Source organism: Streptomyces sp., from assembly GCF_036566765.1.
Classification (GTDB): domain Bacteria; phylum Actinomycetota; class Actinomycetes; order Streptomycetales; family Streptomycetaceae; genus Streptomyces.
The window spans coordinates 1-25,738 of the sequence record NZ_DATCVQ010000536.1 but is presented as its reverse complement, the minus strand read 5'-3'; the positions used below and the strand labels follow the sequence as shown (position 1 = coordinate 25,738).

49 protein-coding genes and 2 pseudogenes are annotated in these 25,738 nt (G+C 68.7%); 42 read left to right on the top strand and 9 right to left on the bottom strand.

The window, feature by feature from the left end; all coding sequences use genetic code 11:
- The first annotated feature begins 9 nt into the window (after positions 1 to 9).
- The 7 genes from VIU94_RS31250 (at position 10) to VIU94_RS31220 (ending at position 3,635) form a co-directional block, all read left to right on the top strand.
- A complete protein-coding gene (locus VIU94_RS31250; protein ID WP_331916527.1) occupies positions 10 to 390 on the top strand; it encodes a hypothetical protein in 381 nt (126 codons plus the stop codon).
- The gene (locus tag VIU94_RS31245; protein ID WP_331916525.1) at positions 391 to 816 is read left to right on the top strand and encodes a hypothetical protein; all 426 of its coding nucleotides are present in this window, start codon (positions 391 to 393) and stop codon (positions 814 to 816) included.
- Positions 813 to 1,166 carry a hypothetical protein gene (locus VIU94_RS31240; RefSeq protein WP_331916523.1) on the top strand — a complete coding sequence of 118 codons (354 nt, stop codon included), beginning with the start codon at positions 813 to 815 and terminating at the stop codon, positions 1,164 to 1,166. The genes VIU94_RS31245 and VIU94_RS31240 overlap by 4 nt, the downstream gene beginning before the upstream one ends.
- Positions 1,167 to 1,375: 209 nt before the next feature.
- Positions 1,376 to 1,750 (top strand): helix-turn-helix domain-containing protein, encoded by a 375-nt coding sequence (locus VIU94_RS31235; protein WP_331916521.1) that lies wholly within the window; start codon positions 1,376 to 1,378, stop codon positions 1,748 to 1,750.
- Positions 1,751 to 1,879: 129 nt separating this feature from the next.
- Positions 1,880 to 2,170: a hypothetical protein gene (locus tag VIU94_RS31230; protein ID WP_331916519.1), complete on the top strand. Its 291-nt coding sequence runs from the start codon at positions 1,880 to 1,882 to the stop codon at positions 2,168 to 2,170.
- Positions 2,167 to 3,201, top strand: a complete 1,035-nt coding sequence (locus tag VIU94_RS31225; RefSeq protein ID WP_331916517.1) for a tyrosine-type recombinase/integrase — start codon at positions 2,167 to 2,169, stop codon at positions 3,199 to 3,201. Before VIU94_RS31230 ends, VIU94_RS31225 begins: the two co-directional genes overlap by 4 nt.
- A gap of 65 nt (positions 3,202 to 3,266) precedes the next feature.
- The gene (locus tag VIU94_RS31220; RefSeq protein ID WP_331916515.1) at positions 3,267 to 3,635 is read left to right on the top strand and encodes a helix-turn-helix domain-containing protein; all 369 of its coding nucleotides are present in this window, start codon (positions 3,267 to 3,269) and stop codon (positions 3,633 to 3,635) included.
- Between the two features lie 25 nt (positions 3,636 to 3,660).
- Here VIU94_RS31220 and VIU94_RS44790 read toward each other — a convergent pair whose 3' ends face one another.
- Together VIU94_RS44790 and VIU94_RS31215 are read right to left on the bottom strand one after the other, a co-directional pair.
- Positions 3,661 to 3,981 carry a DCL family protein gene (locus tag VIU94_RS44790; protein WP_414721043.1) on the bottom strand — a complete coding sequence of 107 codons (321 nt, stop codon included), beginning with the start codon at positions 3,979 to 3,981 and terminating at the stop codon, positions 3,661 to 3,663.
- A 63-nt stretch (positions 3,982 to 4,044) separates the two neighbouring features.
- Positions 4,045 to 4,371 (bottom strand): DUF6233 domain-containing protein, encoded by a 327-nt coding sequence (locus tag VIU94_RS31215; RefSeq protein ID WP_331916513.1) that lies wholly within the window; start codon positions 4,369 to 4,371, stop codon positions 4,045 to 4,047.
- Here VIU94_RS31215 and VIU94_RS31210 point away from each other — a divergent pair, their 5' ends adjacent.
- Entirely contained in the window at positions 4,372 to 4,611 is a 240-nt protein-coding gene (locus VIU94_RS31210) for a hypothetical protein (RefSeq protein WP_331916511.1), read from the top strand. It abuts the gene before it with no gap.
- A gap of 307 nt (positions 4,612 to 4,918) precedes the next feature.
- Here VIU94_RS31210 and VIU94_RS31205 read toward each other — a convergent pair whose 3' ends face one another.
- Positions 4,919 to 5,098, bottom strand: coding sequence for a hypothetical protein (locus VIU94_RS31205; RefSeq protein ID WP_331916509.1), 180 nt, complete (start codon positions 5,096 to 5,098; stop codon positions 4,919 to 4,921).
- A gap of 135 nt (positions 5,099 to 5,233) precedes the next feature.
- Positions 5,234 to 5,494 (bottom strand): GntR family transcriptional regulator, encoded by a 261-nt coding sequence (locus VIU94_RS31200; RefSeq protein WP_331916507.1) that lies wholly within the window; start codon positions 5,492 to 5,494, stop codon positions 5,234 to 5,236.
- Positions 5,495 to 5,660: 166 nt separating this feature from the next.
- Here VIU94_RS31200 and VIU94_RS31195 point away from each other — a divergent pair, with 166 nt between their 5' ends.
- On the top strand, positions 5,661 to 5,897 hold the full coding sequence (locus tag VIU94_RS31195) for a hypothetical protein (RefSeq protein ID WP_331916505.1): 237 nt from the start codon (positions 5,661 to 5,663) through the stop codon (positions 5,895 to 5,897).
- Positions 5,898 to 6,033: 136 nt separating this feature from the next.
- On the opposite strand, the gene relB is transcribed toward VIU94_RS31195, so the two are convergent.
- The gene (gene relB, locus VIU94_RS31190) at positions 6,034 to 6,264 is read right to left on the bottom strand and encodes a type II toxin-antitoxin system RelB family anti-toxin (protein WP_331916503.1); all 231 of its coding nucleotides are present in this window, start codon (positions 6,262 to 6,264) and stop codon (positions 6,034 to 6,036) included.
- 295 nt (positions 6,265 to 6,559) lie between these two features.
- Here relB and VIU94_RS31185 point away from each other — a divergent pair, with 295 nt between their 5' ends.
- Positions 6,560 to 6,799: a hypothetical protein gene (locus tag VIU94_RS31185; RefSeq protein ID WP_331916501.1), complete on the top strand. Its 240-nt coding sequence runs from the start codon at positions 6,560 to 6,562 to the stop codon at positions 6,797 to 6,799.
- Positions 6,800 to 6,997: 198 nt separating this feature from the next.
- Positions 6,998 to 7,078 (top strand): annotated as a pseudogene (locus tag VIU94_RS31180) (DUF6397 family protein); the annotation flags it as partial.
- 1 nt (position 7,079) lies between these two features.
- On the opposite strand, the gene VIU94_RS31175 reads toward VIU94_RS31180, so the two are convergent.
- The 3 genes from VIU94_RS31175 to VIU94_RS31165 form a co-directional block, all read right to left on the bottom strand.
- On the bottom strand, positions 7,080 to 8,489 hold the full coding sequence (locus tag VIU94_RS31175; RefSeq protein ID WP_331916499.1) for a tyrosine-type recombinase/integrase: 1,410 nt from the start codon (positions 8,487 to 8,489) through the stop codon (positions 7,080 to 7,082).
- Positions 8,490 to 8,505: 16 nt separating this feature from the next.
- Positions 8,506 to 8,955, bottom strand: a complete 450-nt coding sequence (locus VIU94_RS31170; protein ID WP_331916497.1) for a hypothetical protein — start codon at positions 8,953 to 8,955, stop codon at positions 8,506 to 8,508.
- 158 nt (positions 8,956 to 9,113) lie between these two features.
- A complete protein-coding gene (locus tag VIU94_RS31165; RefSeq protein WP_331916495.1) occupies positions 9,114 to 9,548 on the bottom strand; it encodes a hypothetical protein in 435 nt (144 codons plus the stop codon).
- A gap of 535 nt (positions 9,549 to 10,083) precedes the next feature.
- On the opposite strand from VIU94_RS31165, the gene VIU94_RS31160 reads away from it, so the two are divergent.
- From VIU94_RS31160 to VIU94_RS31055, 22 genes and pseudogenes are all read left to right on the top strand, one after another.
- Complete coding sequence (locus tag VIU94_RS31160; protein ID WP_331916493.1) at positions 10,084 to 10,371, top strand: hypothetical protein; 288 nt, start codon at positions 10,084 to 10,086, stop codon at positions 10,369 to 10,371.
- A gap of 109 nt (positions 10,372 to 10,480) precedes the next feature.
- Positions 10,481 to 10,750, top strand: a complete 270-nt coding sequence (locus tag VIU94_RS31155; protein ID WP_331916491.1) for a hypothetical protein — start codon at positions 10,481 to 10,483, stop codon at positions 10,748 to 10,750.
- Entirely contained in the window at positions 10,747 to 11,016 is a 270-nt protein-coding gene (locus VIU94_RS31150) for a hypothetical protein (protein WP_331916489.1), read from the top strand. The genes VIU94_RS31155 and VIU94_RS31150 overlap by 4 nt, the downstream gene beginning before the upstream one ends.
- Positions 11,013 to 11,753: a hypothetical protein gene (locus VIU94_RS31145; RefSeq protein WP_331916487.1), complete on the top strand. Its 741-nt coding sequence runs from the start codon at positions 11,013 to 11,015 to the stop codon at positions 11,751 to 11,753. Before VIU94_RS31150 ends, VIU94_RS31145 begins: the two co-directional genes overlap by 4 nt.
- A complete protein-coding gene (locus tag VIU94_RS31140; protein WP_331916485.1) occupies positions 11,750 to 12,031 on the top strand; it encodes a hypothetical protein in 282 nt (93 codons plus the stop codon). Before VIU94_RS31145 ends, VIU94_RS31140 begins: the two co-directional genes overlap by 4 nt.
- Positions 12,028 to 12,246 carry a hypothetical protein gene (locus VIU94_RS31135; RefSeq protein WP_331916483.1) on the top strand — a complete coding sequence of 73 codons (219 nt, stop codon included), beginning with the start codon at positions 12,028 to 12,030 and terminating at the stop codon, positions 12,244 to 12,246. Before VIU94_RS31140 ends, VIU94_RS31135 begins: the two co-directional genes overlap by 4 nt.
- On the top strand, positions 12,243 to 12,500 hold the full coding sequence (locus VIU94_RS31130) for a hypothetical protein (RefSeq protein WP_331916481.1): 258 nt from the start codon (positions 12,243 to 12,245) through the stop codon (positions 12,498 to 12,500). Before VIU94_RS31135 ends, VIU94_RS31130 begins: the two co-directional genes overlap by 4 nt.
- Complete coding sequence (locus tag VIU94_RS31125) at positions 12,497 to 12,745, top strand: hypothetical protein (RefSeq protein ID WP_331916479.1); 249 nt, start codon at positions 12,497 to 12,499, stop codon at positions 12,743 to 12,745. The genes VIU94_RS31130 and VIU94_RS31125 overlap by 4 nt, the downstream gene beginning before the upstream one ends.
- Positions 12,745 to 12,987, top strand: a complete 243-nt coding sequence (locus tag VIU94_RS31120; RefSeq protein WP_331916477.1) for a phiSA1p31-related protein — start codon at positions 12,745 to 12,747, stop codon at positions 12,985 to 12,987. Before VIU94_RS31125 ends, VIU94_RS31120 begins: the two co-directional genes overlap by 1 nt.
- Positions 12,987 to 13,343 (top strand): hypothetical protein, encoded by a 357-nt coding sequence (locus VIU94_RS31115; RefSeq protein WP_331916475.1) that lies wholly within the window; start codon positions 12,987 to 12,989, stop codon positions 13,341 to 13,343. Before VIU94_RS31120 ends, VIU94_RS31115 begins: the two co-directional genes overlap by 1 nt.
- On the top strand, positions 13,343 to 13,573 hold the full coding sequence (locus VIU94_RS31110; protein ID WP_331916473.1) for a hypothetical protein: 231 nt from the start codon (positions 13,343 to 13,345) through the stop codon (positions 13,571 to 13,573). Before VIU94_RS31115 ends, VIU94_RS31110 begins: the two co-directional genes overlap by 1 nt.
- Positions 13,570 to 13,731, top strand: a complete 162-nt coding sequence (locus tag VIU94_RS31105) for a hypothetical protein (RefSeq protein WP_331916471.1) — start codon at positions 13,570 to 13,572, stop codon at positions 13,729 to 13,731. The genes VIU94_RS31110 and VIU94_RS31105 overlap by 4 nt, the downstream gene beginning before the upstream one ends.
- 496 nt (positions 13,732 to 14,227) lie before the next feature.
- On the top strand, positions 14,228 to 14,683 hold the full coding sequence (locus VIU94_RS31100; RefSeq protein WP_331916469.1) for a hypothetical protein: 456 nt from the start codon (positions 14,228 to 14,230) through the stop codon (positions 14,681 to 14,683).
- 124 nt (positions 14,684 to 14,807) lie between these two features.
- The gene (locus VIU94_RS31095) at positions 14,808 to 15,542 is read left to right on the top strand and encodes a 3'-5' exonuclease (protein ID WP_331916467.1); all 735 of its coding nucleotides are present in this window, start codon (positions 14,808 to 14,810) and stop codon (positions 15,540 to 15,542) included.
- Positions 15,539 to 16,372, top strand: coding sequence for a PD-(D/E)XK nuclease-like domain-containing protein (locus VIU94_RS31090; RefSeq protein WP_331916465.1), 834 nt, complete (start codon positions 15,539 to 15,541; stop codon positions 16,370 to 16,372). Before VIU94_RS31095 ends, VIU94_RS31090 begins: the two co-directional genes overlap by 4 nt.
- On the top strand, positions 16,369 to 17,157 hold the full coding sequence (locus VIU94_RS31085; RefSeq protein ID WP_331916463.1) for an ATP-binding protein: 789 nt from the start codon (positions 16,369 to 16,371) through the stop codon (positions 17,155 to 17,157). The genes VIU94_RS31090 and VIU94_RS31085 overlap by 4 nt, the downstream gene beginning before the upstream one ends.
- A 64-nt stretch (positions 17,158 to 17,221) precedes the next feature.
- Positions 17,222 to 17,608: an ASCH domain-containing protein gene (locus tag VIU94_RS31080; protein WP_331916461.1), complete on the top strand. Its 387-nt coding sequence runs from the start codon at positions 17,222 to 17,224 to the stop codon at positions 17,606 to 17,608.
- Positions 17,605 to 17,994, top strand: a complete 390-nt coding sequence (locus tag VIU94_RS31075) for a hypothetical protein (protein ID WP_331916459.1) — start codon at positions 17,605 to 17,607, stop codon at positions 17,992 to 17,994. Before VIU94_RS31080 ends, VIU94_RS31075 begins: the two co-directional genes overlap by 4 nt.
- On the top strand, positions 17,994 to 18,122 hold the full coding sequence (locus tag VIU94_RS31070) for a hypothetical protein (RefSeq protein WP_331916457.1): 129 nt from the start codon (positions 17,994 to 17,996) through the stop codon (positions 18,120 to 18,122). Before VIU94_RS31075 ends, VIU94_RS31070 begins: the two co-directional genes overlap by 1 nt.
- The gene (locus VIU94_RS31065) at positions 18,119 to 18,292 is read left to right on the top strand and encodes a hypothetical protein (RefSeq protein ID WP_331916455.1); all 174 of its coding nucleotides are present in this window, start codon (positions 18,119 to 18,121) and stop codon (positions 18,290 to 18,292) included. The genes VIU94_RS31070 and VIU94_RS31065 overlap by 4 nt, the downstream gene beginning before the upstream one ends.
- Entirely contained in the window at positions 18,289 to 19,113 is an 825-nt protein-coding gene (locus tag VIU94_RS31060; protein ID WP_331916453.1) for a hypothetical protein, read from the top strand. The genes VIU94_RS31065 and VIU94_RS31060 overlap by 4 nt, the downstream gene beginning before the upstream one ends.
- A pseudogene (locus VIU94_RS31055) lies at positions 19,110 to 19,382 on the top strand (WhiB family transcriptional regulator); the annotation flags it as partial. The gene VIU94_RS31060 and the pseudogene VIU94_RS31055, both read left to right, overlap by 4 nt.
- Positions 19,383 to 19,907: 525 nt before the next feature.
- On the opposite strand, the gene VIU94_RS31050 reads toward VIU94_RS31055, so the two are convergent.
- Positions 19,908 to 20,201 (bottom strand): type II toxin-antitoxin system prevent-host-death family antitoxin, encoded by a 294-nt coding sequence (locus VIU94_RS31050; RefSeq protein ID WP_331916451.1) that lies wholly within the window; start codon positions 20,199 to 20,201, stop codon positions 19,908 to 19,910.
- A 198-nt stretch (positions 20,202 to 20,399) separates the two neighbouring features.
- Between VIU94_RS31050 and VIU94_RS31045 the strand changes: the two genes are divergently transcribed.
- From VIU94_RS31045 to VIU94_RS31005, 9 genes are read left to right on the top strand one after another with little or no spacing between them, the layout of a single operon-like run.
- Positions 20,400 to 21,296, top strand: a complete 897-nt coding sequence (locus VIU94_RS31045) for a helix-turn-helix transcriptional regulator (protein ID WP_331916449.1) — start codon at positions 20,400 to 20,402, stop codon at positions 21,294 to 21,296.
- 3 nt (positions 21,297 to 21,299) lie between these two features.
- A complete protein-coding gene (locus tag VIU94_RS31040; RefSeq protein WP_331916447.1) occupies positions 21,300 to 22,010 on the top strand; it encodes an ATP-binding protein in 711 nt (236 codons plus the stop codon).
- Positions 22,007 to 23,359, top strand: coding sequence for a replicative DNA helicase (locus tag VIU94_RS31035; RefSeq protein ID WP_331916445.1), 1,353 nt, complete (start codon positions 22,007 to 22,009; stop codon positions 23,357 to 23,359). Before VIU94_RS31040 ends, VIU94_RS31035 begins: the two co-directional genes overlap by 4 nt.
- Before the next feature lie 15 nt (positions 23,360 to 23,374).
- Positions 23,375 to 23,647: a hypothetical protein gene (locus VIU94_RS31030; RefSeq protein WP_331916443.1), complete on the top strand. Its 273-nt coding sequence runs from the start codon at positions 23,375 to 23,377 to the stop codon at positions 23,645 to 23,647.
- Complete coding sequence (locus VIU94_RS31025; protein ID WP_331916441.1) at positions 23,644 to 23,928, top strand: hypothetical protein; 285 nt, start codon at positions 23,644 to 23,646, stop codon at positions 23,926 to 23,928. The genes VIU94_RS31030 and VIU94_RS31025 overlap by 4 nt, the downstream gene beginning before the upstream one ends.
- The gene (locus tag VIU94_RS31020; RefSeq protein WP_331916439.1) at positions 23,925 to 24,431 is read left to right on the top strand and encodes a hypothetical protein; all 507 of its coding nucleotides are present in this window, start codon (positions 23,925 to 23,927) and stop codon (positions 24,429 to 24,431) included. Before VIU94_RS31025 ends, VIU94_RS31020 begins: the two co-directional genes overlap by 4 nt.
- Positions 24,428 to 24,661, top strand: coding sequence for a hypothetical protein (locus tag VIU94_RS31015; protein ID WP_331916437.1), 234 nt, complete (start codon positions 24,428 to 24,430; stop codon positions 24,659 to 24,661). The genes VIU94_RS31020 and VIU94_RS31015 overlap by 4 nt, the downstream gene beginning before the upstream one ends.
- Entirely contained in the window at positions 24,661 to 24,867 is a 207-nt protein-coding gene (locus VIU94_RS31010) for a hypothetical protein (RefSeq protein WP_331916435.1), read from the top strand. Before VIU94_RS31015 ends, VIU94_RS31010 begins: the two co-directional genes overlap by 1 nt.
- Before the next feature lie 41 nt (positions 24,868 to 24,908).
- Entirely contained in the window at positions 24,909 to 25,568 is a 660-nt protein-coding gene (locus VIU94_RS31005; protein ID WP_331916433.1) for a hypothetical protein, read from the top strand.
- The last annotated feature ends 170 nt before the right edge of the window (positions 25,569 to 25,738 follow it).

Genomic DNA, 25,738 nt, shown 5'->3' with positions numbered 1-25,738 from the left:
GATACCACCATGAAGATCTTTGGGAGAGAGCCTGCCCTCGTGCTGGGCTTCGCTGCTGCGGGCCTCAAGCTGCTGACCGCGTTCGGCCTCGACGTCAGCGCGGAGCAGCAGGCCCTCATCAACGCCGGCCTCGCCGCCATCGTCGGCGTGTGGCTGGCGTTCGTCGCCCACAACGGCGCCTGGGCTGCCGCCCTCATGCAACTCGCACAGACCGTCATGGCCCTGTTCGTCGGCTTCGGCCTCGACTGGTCCGCCGACAAGCAGGGCCTCGTCATGGCCACCGTCGCCGCCCTCCTGGCCCTGTTCGAGCGCACCCAGGTCACCGCACCCCTGCCGACTACACCGCTCGAGCAGTCCAGCCCGGTCAAGGCCGGCCCGGCGGGAGTCTGAGTGCCGCGCCGTGTAGCCCGGCGGCTGGGCCGGGCACTCGGCCGGCGGGGCGCGATCCTGCTCTGCTACGGCGTGGTGTGGGCCATCATCGGCTACGGGCAGATCACCGCCCCGGCGCCCGACCTGCGCGGCCTGCGACTGCTGCTGCAGACCATGCCGCTCGACGTGTGGGGCTGGCTGTGGGTGGCGTCCGGGCTGATCGCGATCGCCTCCGCGTGGCTGCCGCAGGGGCGGGACTGGCCTGGGTTTCTGGCGCTGCCGCTGATGGTGCTGCCGTGGATGGTGTCCTACCTCCTCGCCTGGATCATCGGCGACTTCCCGCGGGGCTGGGTCGCAACGGTGGTGTGGGGGGCGATCGCCGCACCAGTACTGGTGGTCGCCGGATGGCAGGAACCGCCCCGCGTGAAGAGAGTGAGCAACTCATGACGGCGGACACCTGGATTCAGGCCGGGCTGGCACTGATAGGGGCGGGAGGCGGCGTCGTGGCCGCCCGGTCAGCGCGCCGCACGAAGCGGCAGGAGAACCGCGATGATTTCCTCGCCATCACGGATCAGCAGGGCAAGGCCATCGAACGTCTCGAAGGGCGGATCCAGCGCCAGGAGACGGAGGCGGAGAAGCAGCGGGAGCGGATCGGCGACCAGGACGAGGCGATCGGCTGGCTGCTGCACCGGGTGCGGTCGCTGGTGTCGCACATCAAGAGGGCTGGGCTTGAGGCGCCGCCGGCTGAGCCGATGTCGGAGAGGGCGTCCAAGTACATCCATCACATCGACGTGTGAGAACTGGAGTGCGCCATGCCCGACGACGAGCCCCCGTTCCATCTGTCGCCGCGCCCGTTCCTCGAACCGCCGCCCCTGCCGCCCGTCGACGACGACGGCGAAGACTGACCGCGCCCCCGCAGCTTCGGCTGCGGGGGCGTTCTTCTGCGCGTTGCGGCAGGGGGACAGGGCCGTCCCTCGCGAGCACGGGTCTCCTGTACGGTCCGTCCATGACCACGCAACAGAGGTTCGCAGCCTGGCTCGCCGAGGAGATAGCCAAAGGCGGGTATCGCCTCAACCGGCACGGCGAACAAGCACGCTTCGCCCGCGACGCCGGCCTCAACCAGAGCATCGTCTCCCGCCTGCTCCGCGGCGGCGCGGAACCCGACATCAAAACCTGTCGCGCCATTGCCCGCGTGCTCGGCTGCAAGACCACGCGCGTGCTTGCCGCCGCGGGGCTCCTCCCGGAAGACGAGGTCGACGAACCGTCAGTGCCGCGTCCCCTCGCGCAGCGGGACTACCTTGCCGGTCTGGTCGGCGACGACACCGCCGCACAGGAAGCGGTCATCGTCCTCCTGCGCGCCCTCGGCAAGTGGACGTCCTGACGCGGCGATGACGAACGCCCCGCCCCTGCTTCGGCAGGAGCGGGGCGTCTTTGTCGTTGCTGGAAGTGCTGGCGATCACCCAACTCTGTGGTTGATAATGACAGTTATCCATCACTGAGAGGTTGGCTCATGACTCCGAAGCTCAGCCCTGCTCTCCAGCGCATCGTTGACGCAGAGAAGGACCATAAGAACGCGTGGGGCTCTTCCGTCCCGCACTCCATCGCGTTCACGAGCGTCTCTGACGATCTGGCGCACTTCAGGTCCGAAGGTGCACTCCTCGTTCCAACCGTCGGGCAGCGCGTCTCGCTCCACGGCGTAGCTGTCCGCGTGACGGACGTGGACACCAGTTACGAGTGCACCGACGACGGACGATCTTCGATCATCTCCACCGTCACCGTCGAGGAGTGCGAGGACGAATGACCAGGGAGCTCGTCCCGAGCCAGCCGTCCGAGGTCTCCACCGCACGCCACGATCCTCGCGACGACTGGCCCGCCGAAGCCCGCCAACTCGCCGCCCACCTTGCCGACATCTACGGCGACCGCGACCCGCTACCCACCATCGCCGGAGGCTGGATCGCACGCCAGAAGAGCCGCCACACCCGACGGGCCTACGTCCGCACCTTCAAGGCGTGGGAAGAGTACGCGCGCTCCACCGGCATCCACCCGCTCCAGGCGAAGCTGCCGCTCGCCGACGCCTACGCCAAGCACCTCGCCAAGACGCCCACCCGCAACGGCAAGCCGCCCGCCGAGACCACCCAGGCGCAGGCCCTCGCAGCCGCCGGGTCCTTCTACACCTACGCCGCCCGCCTCCAAGCCGTCGACGCCGACCCGTTCGCCGCCGTCAACCGGCCCTACGTCGACCCCGACTACTCGCCCACCGAAGGCATGACCGACGAGGAAACGATGCGGCTCGTTGAGACCGCACGCGACTGGGCGCCCCGCTCCTACGCCCTCGTCATGCTCCTCTACCTCACCGGCGCCCGCGTCGACGAACTCCTCTCCCTCAACGCCGACCAACTCGGCTACGACCGAGGCCACCGCACCCTGCCCCTCACCCAGAAGGGCGGCAAGAAGCGGCCCGCCCCCGTCCCGCCGCTCGCCCTCGACGCGCTGCTCGCCTACCTCGGCGACCGCACCGACGGCCCGCTGTTCGTCACCGACACGGGGCGCCGCTGGACGCAGCCCGAAGTGTGGAAGCACCTCCGCGTCCTCGCCCGCCGCGCCGGGATCCCGCAAGCCGCCACGATCAAGCCCCACACGCTGCGGCATCAGTTCATCACCGACAACCTCGCCAACGGCGTCCCCCTGCAGGACGTCCAAGACGCCGTCAGCCACTCCGACCCGCGCACCACTCAGCGGTACAACCGGCGCCGCCGACAGCTCGACAACCACCCCGCCTACCAGCTGGCCGCCAAGCTCGGAGAGAGGCTGCAGCAGGACGCCGCCGAGTAGTGCCAAACTGGCCGTGCGCCCGCCCTTCCCCCGTGGGGCGGGCGCCCTGCTTGGGTGGAGGGTGTGTGGGTAGCGAGCTGCTGGAGTTGGTGCGGAGTCGCCGCAAGGAGTTGGGGCTGTCGTACCAGTCTCTGGCGGCGGCGTGCGTCGACCCGTCGTCAGGAACGACGGCGTCGTCGGCCTGGCTTCATCGCCTGGAGACGAGCGCGCCGGTGATTCCGCCGTCGGTGGAGGTGCTGGGCGCCCTGGCCGCGGGACTGCAGCTGCCGCTCGCCATGCTGCAGGAGGCGGCTGCGGCCCAGTTCTTCGATCTGCGGGTGCCGTGGGAGATGTCGGACGAGGCCGCAGACCTGCTCGCTGATGTAGCTGCACTCCCGAAGGCGCAGAGAGAGGCGCTCACAGCGCTGATCAAGGTGATGGCCGAGGGGCGCTGAGCGGGGTCACGGGGCGAGCCTCGGGTTAGAGGCAACGCCTGATGGAAAAGTCCACGCTGCTTCCATCGACGCGGATCACGTAGAAGCACCGCGTGTTTCCCTTCCCGTCCGGGCTCACTTGGACCTTGAAGCCTGCGATCCCTGCGCCGATCCTCTCGTCTGCTTCAGGATGCCGTTTGACGAGCGCGGTCAGGAAGGCGACGTGGGCCGAGTCGGTCACGTCTTGGGGTTGTCCTGCTCCCGTCCCCGGCTGGCCCGGGTAGGCGTAGAGGATCTCTTGGCATCTCGCTCTTGCAGCCGCTTTGGTGGGGAAGTGCTCGCCTGCTATGTCTACTGGTTTCGCCATGGCTTCATCGTCGGCTCCCCGACGGCGTAGGGCGAGCGGTAATAGAGCGGATGGCGTGCCCGCCTAGTCCTTCACGATCCCGAGCGCTTTGTCTGGCCGGCAGTGCTCGCAGGCGTGCTGGAACCCGCCGTCCTTGACGAGTGCGTATTGGGCTTTGGTGGCGTCGATGGCGGTGACGGGCTGCTGGATTTTGCGGCAGTCGGCGGTGTGGATGGTGACGCCGACGGCCTTGCCGGCCTTCCGCTCCTGCTCGGTGACGTAGCCGCCGACGGCCCGCACCTGCTGCTCGACGGCTTCGATCTTCCGCCGCGTGCTCTCCAGCTGCCAGGCCAGCCACTGTTCCAGGGTGCGCAACTTGGCGAGCCGCTCGACGGGCGTAAGATCGGACATGTGTTCGAGTCTATGGGTGGCGGAGCCACACAGCACCCCGGGGGTGCACCCGACCGCTACCACCTCACCCTGTCATCGGCCGGCCGTCCGGCGATGCACGGCTGGTGGGCGGACCGGGCGGTCGCCGACCGCAAGCTCCGCGAGTGGATCGGCGAGTACGGCAGCATGCCCGACGCCCGCGTCACCCTCGCCGACGAGGAGACCGGCAGCGTGTTGACGGACTGGCCGGACGAGACGTGAGGTCTGCCATGCTGGCGGCATGGACGAGTGTGGTGTGACCGAGACGAACGATCCGGCGGTGCGTGTCGTGTGGGAGCGCGAGGGCCGAGAGGTTCGGCTAGCCCTGAACGTGGACCCTCGGCCAGAGTCGCCCCTGTCATTCGATCTGCCGCCAATGGCCGACCCGCCGCCCGTCGACGCCTACCGCCTGTCGACGCGCCCCGGCATTGTCGGTGGCGACGCCTAGCATGGCCTGGTCAACATCAGCAGCAGCTGGCGCGTTGCTGAAGCCCTGCCTGGAACAGCGCCCAGGCAGGGCTCGCTGCTGTCACGCCGCGGTGGTGACCTCGCTCCGCACGGCCGCTTCCCACTCGACGACGAGCTGCTCGTACTCCGCCCGCTCCACATCCGACAGCCGCCGCCGGGTCCGCTCGAGCAGCGCGCGGATCTCCTCATTCACCACGGCAGCAGGCCGCGCGGGACCCGGGACGGGCGGAGAGGGAGGCATGCCTCTGATCTTAGGGCGCCGGTCTGACAGCGGGCTATGCGGGCGAGGCCTAGGCGTACCCTTGGAGTAGAGCTGGCCCCTCAGTAAAAGGGCCAACCCACCCCGCCCCTTGTGGGCGGGGTTTTCTCTTGCCCGTCAGCCCTCTACGGGCGGCTCGGCCACGTAGGTCCCCTTGGCTGCCAAAGTGACGACGAGACCGCGCTCCCGCAGTTCCTCGATGGCGCGCCGCACGGATCCGATCGCCACGCCCAGCTGCTCGGCCAGCTCCCGCTCGCCCTCCAGCCTGGCGCCGGGCTTCAGCTTTCCGGCCGCGATCAGCCCGGCGATGTGGTCGGCGACCTGCACATACACGTACACCGGCCGCTTCGGGTCCACCACCGGCTCTTGATCAGACATGGCGTCAACGTAAAGCTGCACGCCACCACCTACGGGGGCAGGTAGCGGCGCCATGCTCCATACAGCGGCACAAAGCAGTGTAGAGCGGTACCGTGCAATTGCAGGACCCCCGCGACCGCTGCACCGCGGCCCGGGGGCATGGCCGACACCAGCCAGGAGCGTCGACGTGGACGAGCGTAGAGGCGAGCAGCAAGGCGCCGGAAGTCATCCGCCCATAGCCTCCGCCGGCAGCACACTGCCGCCCGCGCAGCAGGCGTGGAGCCGCTACGTCACCCACCGGCTCGACTGCCTCACATGCCAGGACATCGACGCCGGCCCCTGCGGCGAATCCGAGCGGCTGCACCGGGTCTGGCTCGGGCTGAGCAACCGGGCCCTCGATCAGATAGCCGACAAGGCGAACTGACGATCACCCCTGGCCAGAGGATCGGCAAGCGGTTACATTTTCACACCCTGCGTACAGGCTCTGCACCGATCAAGGTGTCGAACCCCGTTCCCGTCAGGCCACTCGTGATGTTGACTGCTGTTCAGTAACCGGACTGTCAGCCGTGAAGGAGGTCCGTCACATGCACCCGCAGCGCGTGGGCGACATGCAGCAGGTGGCTGAGCTTCATCTCGTGGCCGGCTTCCATCCGCTGGACCGTCGACCGGTCGAGACCAGCCTCGTGGGCGAGGGATTCCTGGGTGAGGTTTTGGTGCAGCCGTCTGACGCGTATGCGGTCGCCGACGGCTTTCCTGGCGTCGAGGATCCACTGTGGTTGATCGGCTGGCACGCGCTCAACCGTTTACGGATCATGGTCGCAAGTCAGCAGCAGATTTGCGGCATTCTGCGATCATGAAATTGCCGCGACGGACGGAACGTTCCTCCACGTAGAACAGGCGGGGGACCCGCACGTCAGCCCTGCGACGGCATGGCATATGCCGCAGGGCTCGCTGTAGTGTGCAGGAATCGAACGCGCGTTCGCTCGATCGAGTGAACCGCGACTGGCCTGCGCATTTCGTTGAACACAGCGGGAACCAGGGCCACACCCCCCACAGCAGCCGACCGACCTAGGGACGGGAGACGGAATGGACCGCGAGGAGCTCCTGGGCCTCTACCAGTGGGGCGCCGGCACCTGCTTCCGCCACCCCGAGAAGGGCACCATCGCCACCATTCTCGTCAAGACCATCCACCCCCGCGGTGAAGGTGAACGCGAGATCCGCGCCTGCCGCGACTGCGTGGTGGGCCTGGAGGATATAAGGCGTGAGGCCGCCGCCAGGGCAGGGAGCGACTACGAGCCGGGACACGTCGGCGAGGGTGCGATGTAGTACATCGGCGCAGTTCGCGGGGCATTCAGGGAGCGGATCCGTGGGGAGGATCCAGGGAGCGGAAGACGGCAGGGAGCGCCCAGGGAGGGCGGGGGACTCTAGTCAACTCTCCCCGACTCTCCCCGGCCCTACTCGATACGAGCAGGTCAGGGGTCATTCAGGCACCTGTGGCATCGCCGCCCTGCGAAGAAGGCACACCCGGTGAAGTTCTACCTGAACCGCTATCGAGCCGTGGTCTGGCTGTATCTGGCCGAAGAACTGCGGCAGTTCGCGGCGGACCTCACGCGGCGTCTTCTCCCTGGTCAGGCAGCATTTCAGAGCCGCCGGCGACTCGCTGTCCAGGCGCTCCCCCGGTGAGCGATTCCGCGGTTTCGTCGCCGGTGACCTCACCCCAGGGAGCGTCCAGGGAGGATGGCGGAGAAGCAGGGGAGTCTTCGAACCAGGCGTCCATCGCCTGCCGGCCCCGGCCGTCCGCTTCGGGCAGGAAGTGTCCGTACACCCGCAGCGTGATCGCCGCATCGGCGTGGCCGAGCCACTTCGAGACTGCCACGGGGTTCTCCCGCGAGTCCAGTTGCACGCTGGCAAAGGTGTGCCGCAGGCAGTGGAAGCCGTGCTCGTGCGCTGCCATGTAGACGAGCCGGTTGCCGCGCCCCGTCTTCCTCTTCACCTTCTCCGGCTCGGGGATGACCCCTGCTGCGGCGAGCGCCCGCTTCCAGTGGTTCTCGTTCCACATGTTCGCCCGAACCGCAGCGCCCTGGGTGTTGGTCACCACCAGCCGGTGCGTCTGCGGCGCCCGCTCCTTCTCCTCCACCTTCGTCTGCGGAGGGCGAGGGTCCTTCCACGGGAGCGTCACCGGCTTCGCCGGATGGGCGGCCAAGTGCTCCTCGATGCGCTCCGCCAGATGATCCGGCATCGGCACCACGCGGGTCTTGTTCCCTTTCGGCAGGGAGAACACCAGCTTCCCGCCCACGCTGCGGATCTGCCGTCGCACGTGGATGACGCCCGCCTCGGTGTCGATGTCGTCGTCCGCGAGGGCCAGGGCCTCGCCTTGGCGCAGGCCGGCCCCGGCTCCGATATCGACGAGGATCCGGTACACGCCGGGCAGCTCCGCCTGAACGGCCTTGACACGCGCCCGCGTCCAGGCGCGCGCCTTGTTCGGGGGTTTCGTGGGCGCCTTGATGGTCTTGGCCCGGCACGGGTTCTTGCGGATGCGCTCGTCGTCGACGGCGCAGTCCAGGATGTTGTTGAGGTAGCCCCACACGACGACCGCCGTGCCCGGGGAGATGACGCCCTCAAGCTCCTTGAGCCATCGCCGCAGCGTGTCGACCTTGATCTGCCGCAGCGGGACCGAGCCGAGGTAGGGGAGGATCTGGTTGCGGGCTCGGCGGCTGACGGTCTCGAGCGTCGCCGGGTCGCCGGTACGGGACGGCCACCAGTGCTTCTCGATGTACTCGCGCAGCAGCATGTTGCCGTCGCGCGGGTCGATGAACTCGCCCTGGGTACTGTCGGTTTTGGCCTTCGCCAGCCAGGCTTCGGCGGCGGACTTCTGCTTGTCCGGGAAGCTGCGGGAGCGCACGCCCGGGATTCCTGCGACCTTGTAGCGCTTGCCGGTGCCATACAGCTGGGTGCGAACGTTGCGCTTGCCGTCGGGGCCCTTCTTCATCCACCGGTCTTCGATGTACCCCGCCATCGACGCCCCCGTTCGCTCAGACCCGAGTCATGGGCTCCGGGCCGTTGTCGATGATCTCACCGTCGTACAGCTGGAACCAATGTCCCGCATCGAGTTGGGTCTTGGTCGCGGGATTCATCCAGGCTACGAAGTCGGCGACCTCAAGAGTCGGGCAGATGTGGATGCGGATGATGCCCTTGTCCTCGGCCATCCCCACCCCCATCTCGGGCGGGATCTCGGGGCTCAGGAGGTACTCGACGCGCAGCGCCCGGCCGGGGGTGTCACCGCACAGGATCTCGTCGTCCCACAGCTGGAACCAGCGGGCGGAAGACAACAGGTCGGCGACCTCGATGTTCAGCTGCCGCACCACATCTGCGAGGGGTACGTTCGCGTCGACGCGGACACGCACCCAGCCTCGGTCTTCGTCGATCCGGGCCAGCCTGCCCGGTGGCAGGTCGTCGACGGCTTCATAAGCGACGTCCAGCATGGGTCCTCCCCGAGTGCCAACAGTGCACTACGAGCCACACCGGCCGAAAGTGCACGGTTGGTGAACTGTACGTCTACAGGGAGTCGCCGACAATCGTTTCTAAGAATGTCTACTTACGGACATTCGCGATCAGTTGCCTCGCGGGCATCGTTGTCGTGCTACTCGCCGGCCTCGCGCCGCGCCCGCTCGGCCGCTTCGATCATCATCCGCCACTGCAGCAGCTCGGCTTTCGACTTGCCTGCCAGGTGGCCGACGATGATGCGGACCTCGGCGTCGTAGCCGGCGAGTTCGGTCGCCTCGTACTGCAGCCACTGCTTGGCGGTGGCCTCCTGGATGCGGCGGTACGGCTTGCCGAGCGCGGCGGCAATGGCGCGCATCTGGACAGGGTTGGGGGCGCTGGCCGGCGGGTTCTTCACGAGCTTCTGGAAGTACTGCCAGGAGATGTGCTCGCCGGTGTCGGGGTCGATAGCGACCTTGCCGAGGTCGCGGAGGCTCTTGCCCTCGTCGAGTGCTGCCTGGATGAGCTGGGAGAGGGGTCCTGCGGGGGAGGGCGTGGCCGTGCTGGAGTCCGGCGCGGGGGCCGCTGCCGTCATGTCCTGGTCGTCCTCTCGGTTCACTCTTCCACCGGCTGTATCTAGGGGGCGGGCTGCGCGCTGGAAAACTGGCAGGTCAATCCCTACAACCATCCTCGTTCGTAGACGGATCGTCTACAGATCAATGCTATCCGGCCAGAAACTTTGCCGATACCCGGCCCCCGAGTCGACGCAATCTGTAGACAGTGTGACGCGGTTCGTGGTCTACTGGGGTCAAGCCAAGGCCACTCCGTACCACTGGAGAACCGTTGAGCCATACCCGCTACACGCTCAAAGACCCCGACAAGTTCAGATGGGTCATGGAAAACCCAGGTCGGGGAGCCCCTTACTCGGTCCGCACCCTCGCTGAAGCCAGCGGCTGCGGTCCAGGACTCATTCAGAAGCTCGCCAACGGCAAGCAGCCCACGGCGGGCGTGCTCGACGCCCACGCCATCGCGGAGGCCCTTGGTGTCGCCGTGCTCGTCCTTTTCACGCCCCCAGTGACGCCAAATTGCGCCACCGTGACTACGGACCAAGATCCTGAGAAGGAGTAACCGTGCCCCGCAGCACCCCCCAGTACAAGCAGCCGGCCCCACCCGGCTACGTCTACATCGTCGAAGCGGCCCGACTCTCCGGCCGCACGATCGAAACCCTCTACAAGGACCGGTCGATACAGCGCCGCACAGGCCAGTGCCCCGGCCCCCCGTCCGTGACCAAGAACCGCAAGGCCATGTGGCGCATCGCCGACATCGACGCCTGGCTCGAGAGCACCGACCACCTGGGCCCGAGCGACGAGCAGCTGCGCTACAGCCGCGCACCCGAGCCGGCCCGCGCCGCCGCCTAGCACCAAACGGCCCCCACCGCCGGGCTCTGACACACCGGCAGCAGGGGCGTCGCGGCCCGAAGGCCGCACCGATCCACCTCTCACCATCCCAACAGAGACGAGGCAGACCGTGCCTACATCATCCCCTACTCCGGAACGCGAGGCAGCCCGCGAGATCGCGGCGCTCCGAGAGTCCGAGCGGATTCTCCAGCGGCAGATCGACGCGCAGGCCGCCGAGCTGGATCGAGTCCGCACCGAGCGAGACAAGGCGAAGCGGCAGGCTGCCACCTCTCGTGCCGAGACGATCGCGGCGGCAGCAGACGGCCTGGACGGGCTCGGCGAGAAGCAGGCCGCCTACCTCCTGCGCACCGTCGACGTCGTCGAGGGCGGTGCCTCGTGATCCCCGAGCCGCTGACCCCGTTCGACCTGATCACCGCGAGGCTGCCGCAGTTGTCCGCGTGGCAGGCCGCCTGGAACGAGGCGGAGGAGCTGCTGACGGAGCTGCACCCGGAAGGCTTCGACGTCCTGGAGATCGGCCGGATCGCGTTCGACCGCCTGCCCGAGCAGGAGAAGCCGGCCGCGTTGGACGCCCTCTTCTACTGCTGGTTCGAGGCGCTGATGGCCGACCGCGAGGCCCGCGCTGCGTGGGCGGGTGAGACGTCATGACCGACTACCCCGAGATCGGCGCGCACTTCGCCCGCGACTTCGTCGAGGCGACGATGACGGTGCGCCGCGAGGACGGCCTGTTCCGGCACGTCGAGTGGTCGGCACCGAAGACGATGAGCAGCCTGGTCGTCGTCACGTGGCCGTACAACCTGCTGGTCGCCGGCTCGCACGGCTCGTACCACTTCCAGCGGTGGGGAGACGACTCCGGGGAGATCCTCGACTTCTTCCTCGGCCGCGACCCGCTGAAGAACCTGCAGACGTGGGCGAACAAGCTGGCCAACGGCGGGGCCTCGGTCCGCGAGTACGACCAGGCCAAGCTCGTCCAGCAGGTGAAGGACGAGGTGACGGAGGCAGTCCGCGAGGGTGCCCCGCGTGGCCTGCGGGCTGCGGTGCGCGAGCAGATCCTGGAGAGCGACTGGCTCGGCTCGAAGGACATGGCCATGCAGATGGTCTACGACTTCGAGCACGGCGTGACGTACCGCTCCGAGTGCTCGTGCGGAGCGTCCCAGGACCACGACGACCAGAGCGCCGCCTACACCTGGGAGTTCTACAAGCACCCCGTCAGCCGACTGGACGGCGAGCACAAGGTCACGGTTCGCGAGACGGGCGGCTTCGCTTTCTCCGACGTCGGCGACTGGTCCATCCACAAGCTGAACTACCACTTCGTCTACCAGTGCCACGCCCTCGTGTGGGCCGTCGGCCAGTACGACGCCGCGCTTAAGGCGGTGGCGGCGTGAAGCGCCCGATCCTGCGTCTGATCGCCGAGGCTGCCGTCTCTGGTGTCGCTGGTGGCCTGGTCGCGAATGGCGTCTGGCTTGCGGCCACGGGCGATGTCCCGTCGCTAATGACGACGCTGCTGCTGTCGGAGGCGGTCACCACGGCGTGGTCGCTCTGGCGAGCAGCCCGGTTCCGCCGCAAGTGGCAGACGGTCCTCGCCTCCTACAGCCTGCCCGCGCTCGGCGAGGGGATCGACATCCCGGGCCGACCGCCCCTCGACGAGGAGGGCGAGCGATGACCCTCGACGAGCGCCGCGTGAAGGCGGCTGAGGCGGCAGCCCGGAATGTGCCGCGGAACCCGAACCCGCTGTGCCGGGACTTCCAGCAGCAGCCCGAGCCGTCCGCGTTCTGGTGCGCCAACTGCCACTGGAACAAGCCGATGCATGACGACGAGGTAGTGCGAGCCGCGATCGCTGAAGCGCTGAAGTGCCTGCCTGAGGAGGCGGCGTCATGACCGTCCCCATCCACCGCCTGGACGTGCCGCTGGCGGACATCGAGGCGCACATGGCCCGGCAGAAGCTGATCGCCTTCCTGTGGGTCGCGCGTGTGCAGTCCGACGAGCCGTCGGACCAGATCGCCTACGCCCTCGACGCCTGGCTCGTCGAGCACCCCGAGGCGCCCATCGCGACCGACGCCGACTATCCGGCCTGGGCCGCCGCGCTGGCCGCATCCCCCACCTACTTCCGCGCCAAGGAGGCCGCGTCGTGACTGCCCAGTTCTACGGCGGTATCGCCCTCGATCTGCTCGACGGCCCGATCCGCACCGAGTACTCGACCGGCTCAAACGGCAGGCCGACCGCGCGTCTCGTCCTCGGCGAAGGCACCCAGTCGATCGCCGTCACCGTCACCCGCTCCGACTCGACCGTGCTCGCCGAGCTCCAGGAGGCGGTCGCTGAACTCGCCGCCTGGGTGAAGCGGCAGGAGCAGCTGCGCCGGCTGCCGGAGGTGGCGTGATGACCAGCCTCCTCGACGGCATCGAGATCGACCTCGACCGTGTGCAGGTCGCCCTGGACGGGTCCCGCTGGCTGTGGACGTTCGAGCACACCGAAGGCGGCGAGCCGCTGATGCTGCGCATCGACGTGGCCGGCGCCGCAATCCTGCCGCTGCCCGACGTGTACATCGCCCACGGCCCGCTCACACCCGAGCGGCAGCCCGTCACCGCCGCCCAGTACCGGCAAGTCCTGGAGGCGGCGTGATGGCTGAGCTGACCACTGCCTGCCCCGACTGCCGGGAGATGGCCGCGAACCGGGCCTGGGTGCTGCGAGCTATCGGCCACGACGAGTGCGTCAAGACGATCCGCGCCGAGCAGCTGGCGGCCTGCACGTTCTGGATCCGCATCAACCCGCAGGGCTGCGTGGTGGGTTCGGCGCTGGGCGAGTACGTCGGCCCGCTCGCCGAGGACGCCCACAAGGAGTTCACGCCGAAGGTCGCCGACCGGCGGCGCGAGGCGGCGGAGGGCTACCGGCATGAGCTCGTCGGCCATGCCGAGTGGAAGCAGCGCGCCGAGCTGTGTCTGCGCGGCAAGTGCCAGCACCGGACGGAGGTCTCGTGATGGGCGCCCGTGAGGTCGAGACGGTGGGCCTCGGCGCCGTCAACGTCACCGCAGCCCAGCAGCGCGCCGCGGCCGTCCACGTCGCCGACCGGATCGCCGCCGAACACCCGCACCCGCTCGACGACGTGATGCCGCGACTGGCGGGCCGGCAGTTGGCCGCCGACCCGGTCATCGCAGCCGGCGTGCGGGAGCTCCTCGCCGCGCTCGGCCTGCTCGGGAGGCCGTCGTGACCGCCCCGGCGCCCGTACTGCCGCTGTCGCCGGTGACCCGCTTCCTGGACGCCCTGTGTCGCCTCGCGATCCACCTGCTCAGCGTCGTTGAGGTCCAGCTCGAAGCCGAGCTCATCACCGCCACCGCCGCCAACCAGCAACTCAAGGAGGGGCCGTAATGCCCGAGAAGACCATCGAGATCGGCGACCCCCGCCTGCCTGATCGCTTTTGGTCCAGGGTCTCGGTACAGATGAACGGATGCTGGCTGTGGACTGGCCCCCCGGACAAGGACGGCTATGGGACGTTCAGCCGGAACGGCCGAAACCAGCGGGTGCACCGGGTGTCATACGAGTTCTTGGTCGGTTCAATACCAGACGGCCTAGAGATGGATCACTTGTGCCACACGCGCGACAAGTCATGTGACGGTTCGGATTGCAAGCACCGCGGGTGCGTCAATCCATCGCACCTGGAGCCCGTAACTAGGGCTGAGAACAACCGTCGCAACAGGAGCGCAGCGACCCTCAATGCCACCAAGACGCATTGCCCGGCGGGCCACGCCTACAACGCCGTAAACACGTACATCCACGGCGGAACGCGTCACTGCAGGCCCTGCAACCGGGCGAATGTAGCGAAGTACAAGGCCCGCAAGCTCGCTGAGCGGTCGGGGGTGGCGAGGTGAGCATCACGGATCACATCCCCGGCCTGAAGGGCAACGGCCGGCGCCGCGCCGTCGACAAGCTGGCCGAGCTGGAGGCGGAGATCCGGAAGCTGTTCACCCGGCAGATGGCCGCCGACGACTTCTTCGCGATCCTCATGAACGACGTCGTCACCACCAACGCCGCCCTCGAGCGGGAGCGGGAGTTCCGAGGCGAGGCCGAAGAGGCTGCCGCGCAGATGCGGATGGAACGCGACGAGTGGCGGGACCGCGCGCTGGAACTACAGGCCCGCTTCGGCCCCCAGCTCGCCGCCGAAGCCAACGCCAACCGCATCGACGTACCGCCCATGGTGCGCGACACCACGGCGATCGAGGACCAGGCCACCGGGCCGATCTACGTGCGGACGCTCCAGGAAGCCGCAGCCGCCGGACACCTCGGACCCGTCACCGACCCCGGCCACATCACCACCCACTGACCAACAACCCCACATACGCGGTGTCGAGCGCCTTCCCCCAAGCGCTCCACCGCAGCCGAGGCCCCGCCTCCCCCTCCCCCCGGCGGAGGCGGGGCCCGGCACCCCACACCCGAAACGGAGAACCATGAGCACCAACAGCCCCACGAGGCAGGCACCGCCGCTCTGCTTCGTCGACACCGAGACGACCGGCCTCGACCCGCGCAAGCACGACGTGTGGGAGATCGCCGTCATCCGCCGCCGCGAGGACGGCGTGGACGTCGAGTACGTCTGGCAGATCCGCCCCGACCTCACCACCGCGGACCCCGAGGCCCTGAAGATCGGCCGCTTCGAGGAGCGGTTCGCCGTCCCGGACGGATGGGACGCCATCGAGTTCATGAAGTCCGGGACGCCGTTCCGGTCCCTGATCCCGGAGATGCTGTTCGACCTGCAGGAGGCACTGTCGGGCGCGGTGGTGATCGGCTCGAACCCCGGCTTCGACGTGGCGTTCCTGACGAAGCTGCTCCAAGCCCACGGCCGCAAGCTGCCCTGGCACTACCGACCCATCGACATCGCCACCCTCGCGGTCGGCGCCCTGTACGGGCGGGCGTCCGAGTGGACCCGCAAGGACTGCGACGCCACCTGGTACAGCAAGGTCGCCAAGGCGGTCGGCTGGCCGTGGAAGTCCTACGACGTCTCCCGGCACGTCGAAGTCGAGCCGCCAGCCAAGGACGTGGCGCACACCGCGCTGGGTGACGCCCGCTGGGCCCGCGACGTGTTCGACGCCGTCACCAAGCCAGACGCCTTCTACACCGCGTCCGACGAGCAGCTGGCACAAATGGCGGGCGAAGCCCTCTCGCGCACACACGGGGGCCAGCAGTGACCGCCACCGTCGAGGTCGAGCCCGGCCTGTACGACATCCCCGCCGAGCTCTACCACAGCGACCCGATCCCTGGCGGCAGCCTCTCCTCGACCGGCGCACGGCGCATCACCGACTGCCCGGCCCGCTTCAAGTACTTCCTCGACAACCCCGAGCCCTACAAGCCCGAGTTCGAGTTCGGCACCGCCGCGCACACCGTCATCCTCGGCAACGGCCCCGAGCTGGTCGTCGTCGACGAGAAGCGCTGGGACACCAACGAGATCAAGGCCCGGGTCGCAGCCATCCGGGAAGCCGGCAACGTACCCCTCAAGCCGGAAGCCCGCCAGCGCATCGACGACATGGCCGAGGCCCTGTCGAACCACCCCGAAGCCTCCGACCTGCTCACCCCGGGCAGCGGCCTCGCCGAACAGTCGATCTTCTGGGAAGAAGGCGGGATCTGGCGACGCAGCCGGTTCGACTGGCTTCGCCCCGAGGAGATCGTCGACTACAAGTCGGCCCGGTCCGTGCACCCCGACTACCTGCAGAAGGCCGTGCAGGACTACGGCTACCACCAACAGGACGACTTCTACCGGCGCGGCGCCATCCACCTCGGGCTCATCCCGCCGAGCGGCTCCTTCAAGTTCATCTTCCAGGAGAAGCAGCCGCCCTACCTGGTGAGCGTCGTCGAGCTGGACTTCCCCGCCCGGGTGATTGGCGGCGAACTCAACGACCGCGCCATCTACGCCTACGCCATGGGCCGGGAGACCGGCTACTGGCCCGCCTACAGCGAAGGCACCACCTACATCTCGCTCCCCCCGTGGGTCGAGCGCAAGTACGCCGAGGAGAACTCGTGACCCAGCTCCCGCCGCCCGTCCGCACCGGCCGCCCCGCCGCCGAACAGAACGGCAACGCCGAACAGTTCGCGTTCCGACCCGCCAGCAAGGCCGGCCGCAAGGCGCGCCTGTCCATCCAGGGCATGTCTGGCTCCGGCAAGACCTGGACCGGCCTCGGCATCTGCCACGGCCTGTCCGAGGGCCGCAAGTTCGCCGTCATCGACACCGAGAAGGGGGCCGCCAGCCTCTACGCCGGGATCGGCGGCATCCAGTTCGACACGCTCGCCATGGACCGCTACGACCCCCGCGACCTGGCCCGCGCCCTGGAAGCTGCCGCCCAGGCTGGCTACCCGACCGTCTTCGTCGACAGCCTCTCCCACTTCTGGAAGGGCACCGACGGCACCCTCGAACAGGTCGAGAAGGCCAAGGCCAAGTACGGCGGCAACAAGTTCGCCGGGTGGAAAGACGGCACGCCCATGCAGAACGACATGGTCGCCGCGATCCTCGCCTACCCCGGCCACGTCGTCGCCTCGATGCGCTCCTACACCGAGTGGGTGCTGGAGAACGGCAAGCCGCAGCGGGTCGGAATGCGGCCCGAGCAGCGCAAGGGCATCGAGTACGAGTTCGACGTCGCCGTGTCCATGGACATCGACAACACGCTCGAAGTCCTCAAGTCCCGCTGCCCGGCCCTGAACCGCAAGGTCATCCCGCGCCCACAGGGAGCCCGCGACATCGCCGGCCCGCTCCTCGCCTGGCTGAACACCAACCCCCAGCCCGAGGCCGAGGCCGAACCCACCGAGCAGTAGCCCGCACACGCGAACGGCCGCCCGCGGGCGAATCGCGGGCGGCCACCCCAAGGAGACCACAGCCATGAAGGCACTCACCATCCGCCAGCCCTGGGCCGACGCAATCGCCCACCAGTCGAAGCGCGTCGAAAACCGCACCTGGAAGACCGCCTACCGCGGCCCCTTCCTCATCCACGCCGGGGCCGCGCACGACCCGCACGCTGTCATCTACGGGCCCCGCCCCGACGTCCGCTCCGCAGTCCTCGCGATCGCCAACATCGCCGACTGCCACTGGTCCGACGACGGCCAGTGCTGCGGACCCTGGGGCGAGGAGCGCGTCTACCACTGGACCCTCACCGAGGTCCGGGCCCTGCCGCATCCCATCGCCCGCAAGGGCCGCCTCGGACTGTGGACCGCGCCCGACGACATCGTCACCGACGTCATCTTCCAGCTGCAGGCGGTGACCCGATGACCCGCCGCCTGTCGGTCACCGAGCGTCTCGCCGCCGACGAGAAGAACCTCCTCCTCGACGACATCGTGCGCCAGTCCGAATGGTCGCAGTTCCTCGTCGAACAGGCCGTCCTCCACTTCGGCCTCGACCACCAGCAGTTCTCGTGCAACGACCTGCGAGACGTCCTCCCCGAGCTCGGCCACGGCTTCCTCGGCGCCGCCATCAACGCACTCCGCAACGCGGGCGTGATCGAGCACGCCGGGCAGATGGTGCCGTCCACCCAGGCCAACACCCACGGGCACCGGATCGCCGTCTGGCAGCTGACCGGCAAGGGCTACGGAATCGCCTGCGCCAGGCGCACCGCCGGCCGCGTCAAGGCCCGCATCGAGCAGCAGAAGGCGGCGTGATGGACCGCCTCAACCACCTCAACCTCGGCTGGCTGTACCTCGGCCTCGTCGCCGCCGGAGCCCTGGGTGGCGGCCTGTTCGCCGCCGTCACCTGCCTCATCGACTGGGCCCGCGGGAGGCGGACGTGAGCGACACCGCCGCAAACGCCCTCATCGCCGCACCCGTGTTCGTCGTCGGCATCAGCCTCGCCATCTGGCAGGCCCGGCAACCCGCACGCGCCCGACGCCACGGCATCCGCCGCCTCGAAAGCTACGCCAACCACCCCGCCAACCGCACCCGGAAGGAGGACCGGCCGTGACCACCGCCGTCCGCGAAGCCCCCCACCACAACAACACCGTGTGCGTGAAGCTCTACGGCTGCCAACTCCCCGAATGCCGGACCCGCTTCAACGAACGCCGCCGCGCCATCGCCACCGGCACCCTCCAGCCCACCCGAGTCCTCGTCGACGCAACACCCGTCCGGCAGCACATCCTGAACCTGCAGGAAGCAGGCATGAGCATCACCTGCATCGCCCGCCTGGCAGGAGTCGCCCACACCACCGTCTGCACCTTCGTCAACGGCCGGCCAGCCAACAAGCGGGGACGCCAGCAGCAGACCACCCCCGACACCGCAGCGAAGATCCTCACCGTTCGCCCACTGAGCGCCGTCGGTGCACTCCGCCGAATCCAAGCCCTCACGGCCGCCGGATGGCCCAACCGCAGGATCGCCGCCCGCTCGGGAGTGTCCCTCAACTGGATCACCGTCCTGCGGCCTGACTCCGCGATCCTGACCACCAAAGCCGAAGAGATCGTCGCCATCTACGACGAACTGCGGCACCTCGTGCCCGAGGAAAACGGCGTCTGGCCCGGCCACGCAGAACAGGTCCGGAAGCGCGCCAAAGCCAACCGCTGGCCCGACGCCGCCTACTGGGACGAACACGCCGACGACCTCGAAGACCCGCACTTCGAGCCGATGTACGGCGTCACCCGCCGCCTGATCGTCGCCCAAGACGCGCACTGGCTGATGACCACCAACGGGCTCAACCGGGAGACCGCCGCCGCCCGCCTCGGAATCAGCAAGGCCTACATCGACCACGCCTTCCGCGACCACCCCGAGTACGCGGTGGAGGTGGCGGCGTGAACTACACCGGCTCCGTACCCGACACCACCAGCCGTAACAGCGACTGGCGAACCGCCGCAGCCTGCCGGGAAGAAGACCCGGAACTCTTCTTCCCGAAAGGCGCCGACGGGCCCTGGCTCCTCGTCATCGAGGAGGCCAAGGCCGTCTGCCGCCGCTGCCCGGTCGTCGACGCCTGCCTGCAATTCGCCCTCGACGAAGGCATCCCCTCCGGCATCTTCGGCGGCCTCACCGACACCGAACGCCAGGGCCTGCGCCGCTCCGTCCGCCGCGGCACCACCGCCCCCGAAAACGTCGAAGACAAGGCAGCCCAAGCCCGGCAGCCCCGCCGCGAACGCACCATGCAAACCGTCTTCGAAGACAACACCGTCCGCCTCTTCGACGGCCACCTCGCCTGGACCGCCGGCGAAAAAACCAGCATCAACGGGCGCAGCTACACACCCAAGCAGATCGCCTTCACCGCCGGCCGCGGACGCCGCCCCGAAGGGCCGGTGATCTCCGACTGCGGGATGAAGGACTGCGTGCTGCCGGCGCATCTGACGGACCAGCGGGAGCGCGGCTACTGCGGCACCCGGGCCGGCTACCTGCGGCACATCAAGGAGGGGACGGAGCCCTGCGGGCTGTGCCGGAAGGCGAACACGGATGCCCACAACCGGCTGCTCCGCACCGGCACCACCAAACAGCTCGCCGCGTGACCGCCCACCGCCAGCCGCGCGCCGGACCCTGACCCGCCAACAACCCGCACACGACAAAGCCCCGCCAGAAGGCGGGGCCGGAGGAGAGGAAGAGCGATGAGGTCAGGAAATGTCGTCGTCAGGCTTACGCCGACGCACCTTCACGGTCCGCTGCTTCACCGTGGCCTCGGCGAGGAGCTCCTCGTAGAGGTCGGCGTCCCGTTCCTTCAGCAGGTCGGCGAGCCGGCGCAGGATTTTCGCCTGCTCGTAGTCGGCGACGGAGACGAGGACCGCCTGCGGTGTCTCTCGGCGAGTGAGGACGACGGGCGCGCCAAGGATGCGCACCTCGGCGATGACCTCGGTCATGTTCGCGCGGACGTCAGAGACGCCCATCTGTCGTGCCTTCCTCTCGCTCATGCGACCAGGATACACATCAGCCCTGTTGTAATCTCCGTCGCGTTGTACAATTCAGGGGCGAGCGAAGCCCTAGCGCCACAGGCCACGTCGCCCCCATGAGGGCTGTCCCGAAACAGCGACTGACCAGCAGAGACACCCTCCCGAAGGAAGTATTCCGTGAGTACTGAGGCCGTCACCTGGGCCATGGACCACGCGCCCATGCCACGCACCGAGAAGGGGAAGCCGGACACGACTGCCCGGCACGTCCTTCAGGCGCTCGCTGAGCACGCGAGTCCTACCGGCACCGACGCGCACCCCTCGGTGCTCCGAATCCAGTACCGCACCGGCTACGACCGGGCCACCGTTCAGCGCGCCCTACGCCGGCTGGAGAAGGTCAACCTGATCTTCAAGGACGGCACCAAGGAAGGACGCACCCGCTACAGGCTGGCAATGGAGCTGTACCGCCCGGCGACGGACTGGAGCGACCTCGAGAGGGAGGAGGACGAGTTCCGGGCCGCTGCTGCCGAGCGGAAGAGGCGGTCCCGCTCGAAGCGTGTCACGCACGCAGAGTCCGTGACAGTCACGGACGGAGAAGGCGTGACTGTCACGCACGCAGAGTCCGTGACCGACGAATGTCACGCACTTAAAGTCCGTTCGTCACGCACGGAACGCAGCCCTAACCACCCACAACCGTCCTACAAACAACTACCTAAAGACTCTTCTCCCGCGGCCGACCGCGAAGAGCCGCAGACCTCCGCCGCCCCGGTCCATGCCAAGAGCAGCAGCGAGAAGACCGACCAGCACCTCACCGCCTTCGGTGCCTTCTGGAGCAACTACCCGAAGAAGCGCGACCGCGAGGCCGCCAAGAAGTCGTGGATCGCCGCCGTTGAGCGCGGCGTAGAGCCCAAGCACATGGTCGACGCCGCCCAGGCCTACGCCCGCGAGCGCTTTGGCCAAGACCCCAAGTACACGAAGTTCCCGGCCAAGTGGCTCGACAACGGCTGCTACGACGACGAACCCGACCCGCAGCCCGGCCCCCAGCTCCGCGCTGTCGCCGGCGGCTACGAGCCGTACCGCAACCCCACCGACCAATCCGCCTACGACGAGGACTTCTGACCCATGCAGCCGATCCCGCCCCTCAACCCGAAGCAGCACCAGCTCGAGGAACTCCTCGCCGCCCGCGACATCGACCTCAACTGGCTCAACAACGAGGACGGCGGTCCCTACAGCGCCCCGAACCTGGCCCGCTGGTCCATCCTTCAGGCCGCCAAAGTAGTCCCGTACCACTACGCCGCCGCAGTCGCCGACCACCCGGATGTCCTGCAGTGGCTTGCCGAGCTGAAGGCGACCGCCATCGAGCGGCAGGCCGCCCGGGGCAGCGCTATCGCCGCCGTCGACCACGGCCGGTCGCTGATCCTGCTCGGCCCGACCGGCACCGGAAAGACCTACCAGGCGTATGCCGCGATCCGGGAGCTCGCCGTCACCGGCGTCTCGGCCCGGTGGGTCGTCACGACCGCCGCCGACATGTACGCGGCTCTGCGACCCCGCCACGGGGTCGACTCGGAGACGGAGTTCCGTCGTTTCCGCAGCGCGTCGATCCTCCTCGTCGACGACTTGGGGGCGAGCAAGGTCACCGAGTTCACCGAGGAGATCAACTTTCGGCTCATCAACTGGCGGTACGAGCACCGGCTGCCGACGTTGTTCACATCCAACGCCCTGCCGAAGGAGCTCACCGAGCGGCTGGGTGAGCGCGTGACCTCCCGGATCGGCCAGATGTGCCAGCGCGTGTCGATGAAGGGGCACGACCGCCGCCGTGGGGCTGCTGCGTGAACGACTTCGACGAGTCTGAGGAGTTCGAGCCCGGCGGCTTCGGGCCCCTGCCGCGCGACCTTGAGGCGGAGCGGTCGGTCCTAGGCAGCATGCTTCTGTCGAAGAACGTCATCGACCTGATGGTCGCGACTCTCAAGCCGGAGGCGTTTTCGCAGCCGCACCATGCGGTGATCTTCGCGACGATCACTGGGTTGTATGGGCGCAGCACGAAAATCGACCCGATCACGGTGGGGGAGGAGCTCGCCACCAACGGCGACCTCGCCAAGGTCGGCGGCTCCAGCTACCTCCACCAGCTCGTCCAGGCCGTTCCCAGCGTCGCCCACGCTGAAGAACACGCCGAGATCATCCGGAAGAAGGCCAGGCTCCGCGCGGTCATCGAAGCGTCCAACCGTGCAGCCGCCCGCGCCTACGCCCAGCAGGACGACGCCGACGACATCCTCGACGACGCCATGGCCGACCTTCAGGGCGCCGCAGATGGCACCGGGCAAGCCGAACTCAAACTGGCCGTCAGCGACCGGTGGGCCGGTTTCCTTGACGAGCTCGAGGCCGGCAAAGACCCGCGGGCCCTCGACACGCCGTGGCGCGACCTCAACGACGTCGTCGAACTCAAGCCCGGCCAGCTGGTCGTTGTCGGCGCCGCAACGGGCGGCGGCAAGTCCCTGTTCGGCATGAACCTCGCCTCCCACGTTGCGTTCAAGCACAGCAAGCCCGCCCTCGTCGCCTCCATGGAAATGGGCGGCAGTGAACTCATGGCCCGCCTCGTTGCCGCCGAAGCCGGCGTCGACCTCGACCGGCTGGTCCGCCGAAAGCTCAACGACCACGACTGGGCCAATGTCATCAAGGTCAACGAGCTGATGGGGACCGCCGAGAACTTCATCCTCGACGACTCCGCCAACCTCACCCTGTCCAAGATCCGGGCCCGCCTGCGGTGGATGGCCAGCCAGGGAAAGCCCGCGGCGATCGTCGTCGCCGACTACCTGCAGTTGATGGGCTCCGAAGGTGAAGGCAGCAAGAACCGGGCCCAGGAAGTCGCCGACATCAGCCGCGGCCTGAAGGTCATGGCGATGGAGTTCGAGATTCCCATCGTCGCCCTCGCCCAGTTCAACCGCGGATCCGTCGGCCGGCAGCCACTGGCCACCGACTTCAAAGACTCCTCGTCGATCGAGCAGGACTCCAACGTGATCCTCCTGCTGCATCGGCCGCTCGCCGAGGACGGCACCGACACGGGGCCGCGCGCCGGAGAGATCGACGTGATCGTCGCCAAGAACCGCAACGGCGCCAACGGCCGCATCATCCCGCTGATCTTCCAGGGCCACTACGCCCGCCTCGCCAACTACCAGCACGGCTAGCCGAAAGGAACCCTGATGATCACCTGGCCCGAACTTGTCGCCGCGGAACCGCGGCTGGCCGAACTCGAAACCGAGGTACGCGCGGAGGCGGCCAAGGCGGAGACCGACCCGATGTGGTCGTTCTCGATCTACTGGTCGTACACCCTGCGCCCCGCAATCAAGCCGCTCGTCGGCTGGGAGCGCGACACCGGCGCCCATCCCCGCCTCGAATCCGAAGAGGCCTGGCACGCCACCATCAGCTACCTCATCGGCCTGCTCCCCGCAGGCGAAGGGGCGTGGGCGACGTGAACGACCTCAGCGTCGAGGAGATCGCCGAACTCCGGAAAGACCCCGCCAGCTTCCGCGACTACCTCCGCCACATCACCGGCCGTCAAGTCCAGGCCGAGCCCGAGCCGGCCCGCCTCGCCGCGGTCCCGGACCCCGGCTACCGGATCGCCCACGTCGGCGGCTGGCCCCTCGGCACCGCCGCCACCGGCCCCACCCCGCCGCCCGACACGTGCACGTGCGCCAAGTGCGGCGGCAATCCCGCCAGCCGCGCAACTCACCGATCGATCGGAGACGTCGCATGACCGAGATCAACGACCACGAGCCCCAGCAGTTCTACTGGGACGCCGAGACCGAGCACTGCCCGCACAAGCCGATCCCCGAGCGGTACACCGACGCCTGGGACGAGTGGATGACGCTGGGCCACCAACCCTACGACGACGGCGTCCTCTGCCTCGACGCCCCGGCCGGCACCGGCTGCCCGGCCTGCACCGCCGAACTCGGCGACATGATCGCCTGGTCGGCCTGCCGGAACCGCGACCACGCTCGTGCCCGGCAGATCCCCGGCGAACCGCAGCACCGCCCCGTGGCCGCCGATGTGGCCGGCCTGGAGTGCTGGGAGCGGGAGTGCGACGAGTACTTCTCCGACGACGGCGACGAGATCCCCGGCAAGGAGACCTGCTCGCACGTGCGGCGGACGGAGATCTGCGAGGCCTGCTCCGAGCCGGGCGCCGCCGAGGACTACCCGGCTGTCGTCAATTGGACGGACTGCGCCAAGCGGGCCAGGACTGAGGCGGGCGCCGCATGAGCCGCCGCCGCAAGCCCACCGTCCGCGTCCACCACCGCCCCACCGGCTGGGTGCTGCCCGACTTCACCGACCTGGCGGACTGCACCACCAACTACCGCCGCCAGCAGGAGGGCCGCCCCGAGTGCACCGCGACCGCCGTCTGGAAGGTCGTCGAGGACCACGGCATGCACCTCACGATCGGCTTCTACTGCGACGCCGACCTGCCTGCCGAGCACCGGTCGGCCGCCTGATGCCCCGCCGCTGGCGGCCCCCGCACCCGCCGCGCACGATCCACCCGCCCCGCCCCTGCCCGACCGGCCGGCCGCGGTTCGGCTCGGAGGCCCACGCCCGGGCCGCCCTGCTGCACGGCATGGGTGTCACCGGCTGGACCGTGACCGCCTGCGGCCTGTGCGACGGCTTCCACCACCAGCCCGCCGACACGGCCCGCGCACGTTGAACCTCGACCCGCACCCAGCCCGCCAGTCAGGAAGGACCACCATGACCAGCACAAACCCGCCCACCGACCAGCAGCTCAACGACATCGAAGCCCGCGCCACCGCCGCCACCGACGGGCCCTGGTGCACCGACAGTTGGGAGATCTACCAGGGCACCGAGTACGAGCCCGGCCTGTCCCTGTGGACCGGTGAGACCTGCCGGGGCACGGGCAGCCTGGAGCAGGACCGGGCGGACGCCGCGTTCGTCGCCCACGCCCGGACGGACGTGCCCGCGCTGCTCGCCGAAGTCCGCCGCCTCCGTGCCGAACTCGCCCGCGAGGAGCGTCTGCACGGCGAGACCATCGACGACCGCGATCAGGCCCAGGAGATCGCCGACAAGCTGGCCTACGCCGTCGCCCCGATCGAGGTGATCGGCGAGCACTCGTCGATGAACTGCCCGTGGACCAACGCCTACGAGCTGATCACGCCCGCGGCCGACGTGGACAAGCTGCGCGCAGAGCTCGCCGCCGCCAGGAAACCCCACACCCCACGGATCTGCGAGTGCGGCCACACCGTCCACACCCACACCGCCCCGGCCCCGCACTCCTGCTTCGCCTACGGCCAGACCTGCCAGTGCCCGGCGTACCGGCAGATGTCCCACGAGGACGCGCTCGCGCACCAGAAGCGCAAGCAGGCCGAGTACGCCGCCCGTCCGTCTGCCTGATCCGCCAGCCCACCCCACCACCCGAAGAGGACACCGTGACCGACATCCACAACCCCACCGACTGGTCCGACTTCGACTTCCTGGAGTTCGAAGCCTTCGTCAGCAAGGTCGAGAACGAGGGCTTCACCTACGCAGCCGAGAACTACGGCCCGAACTTCGAGTCCCCGGAA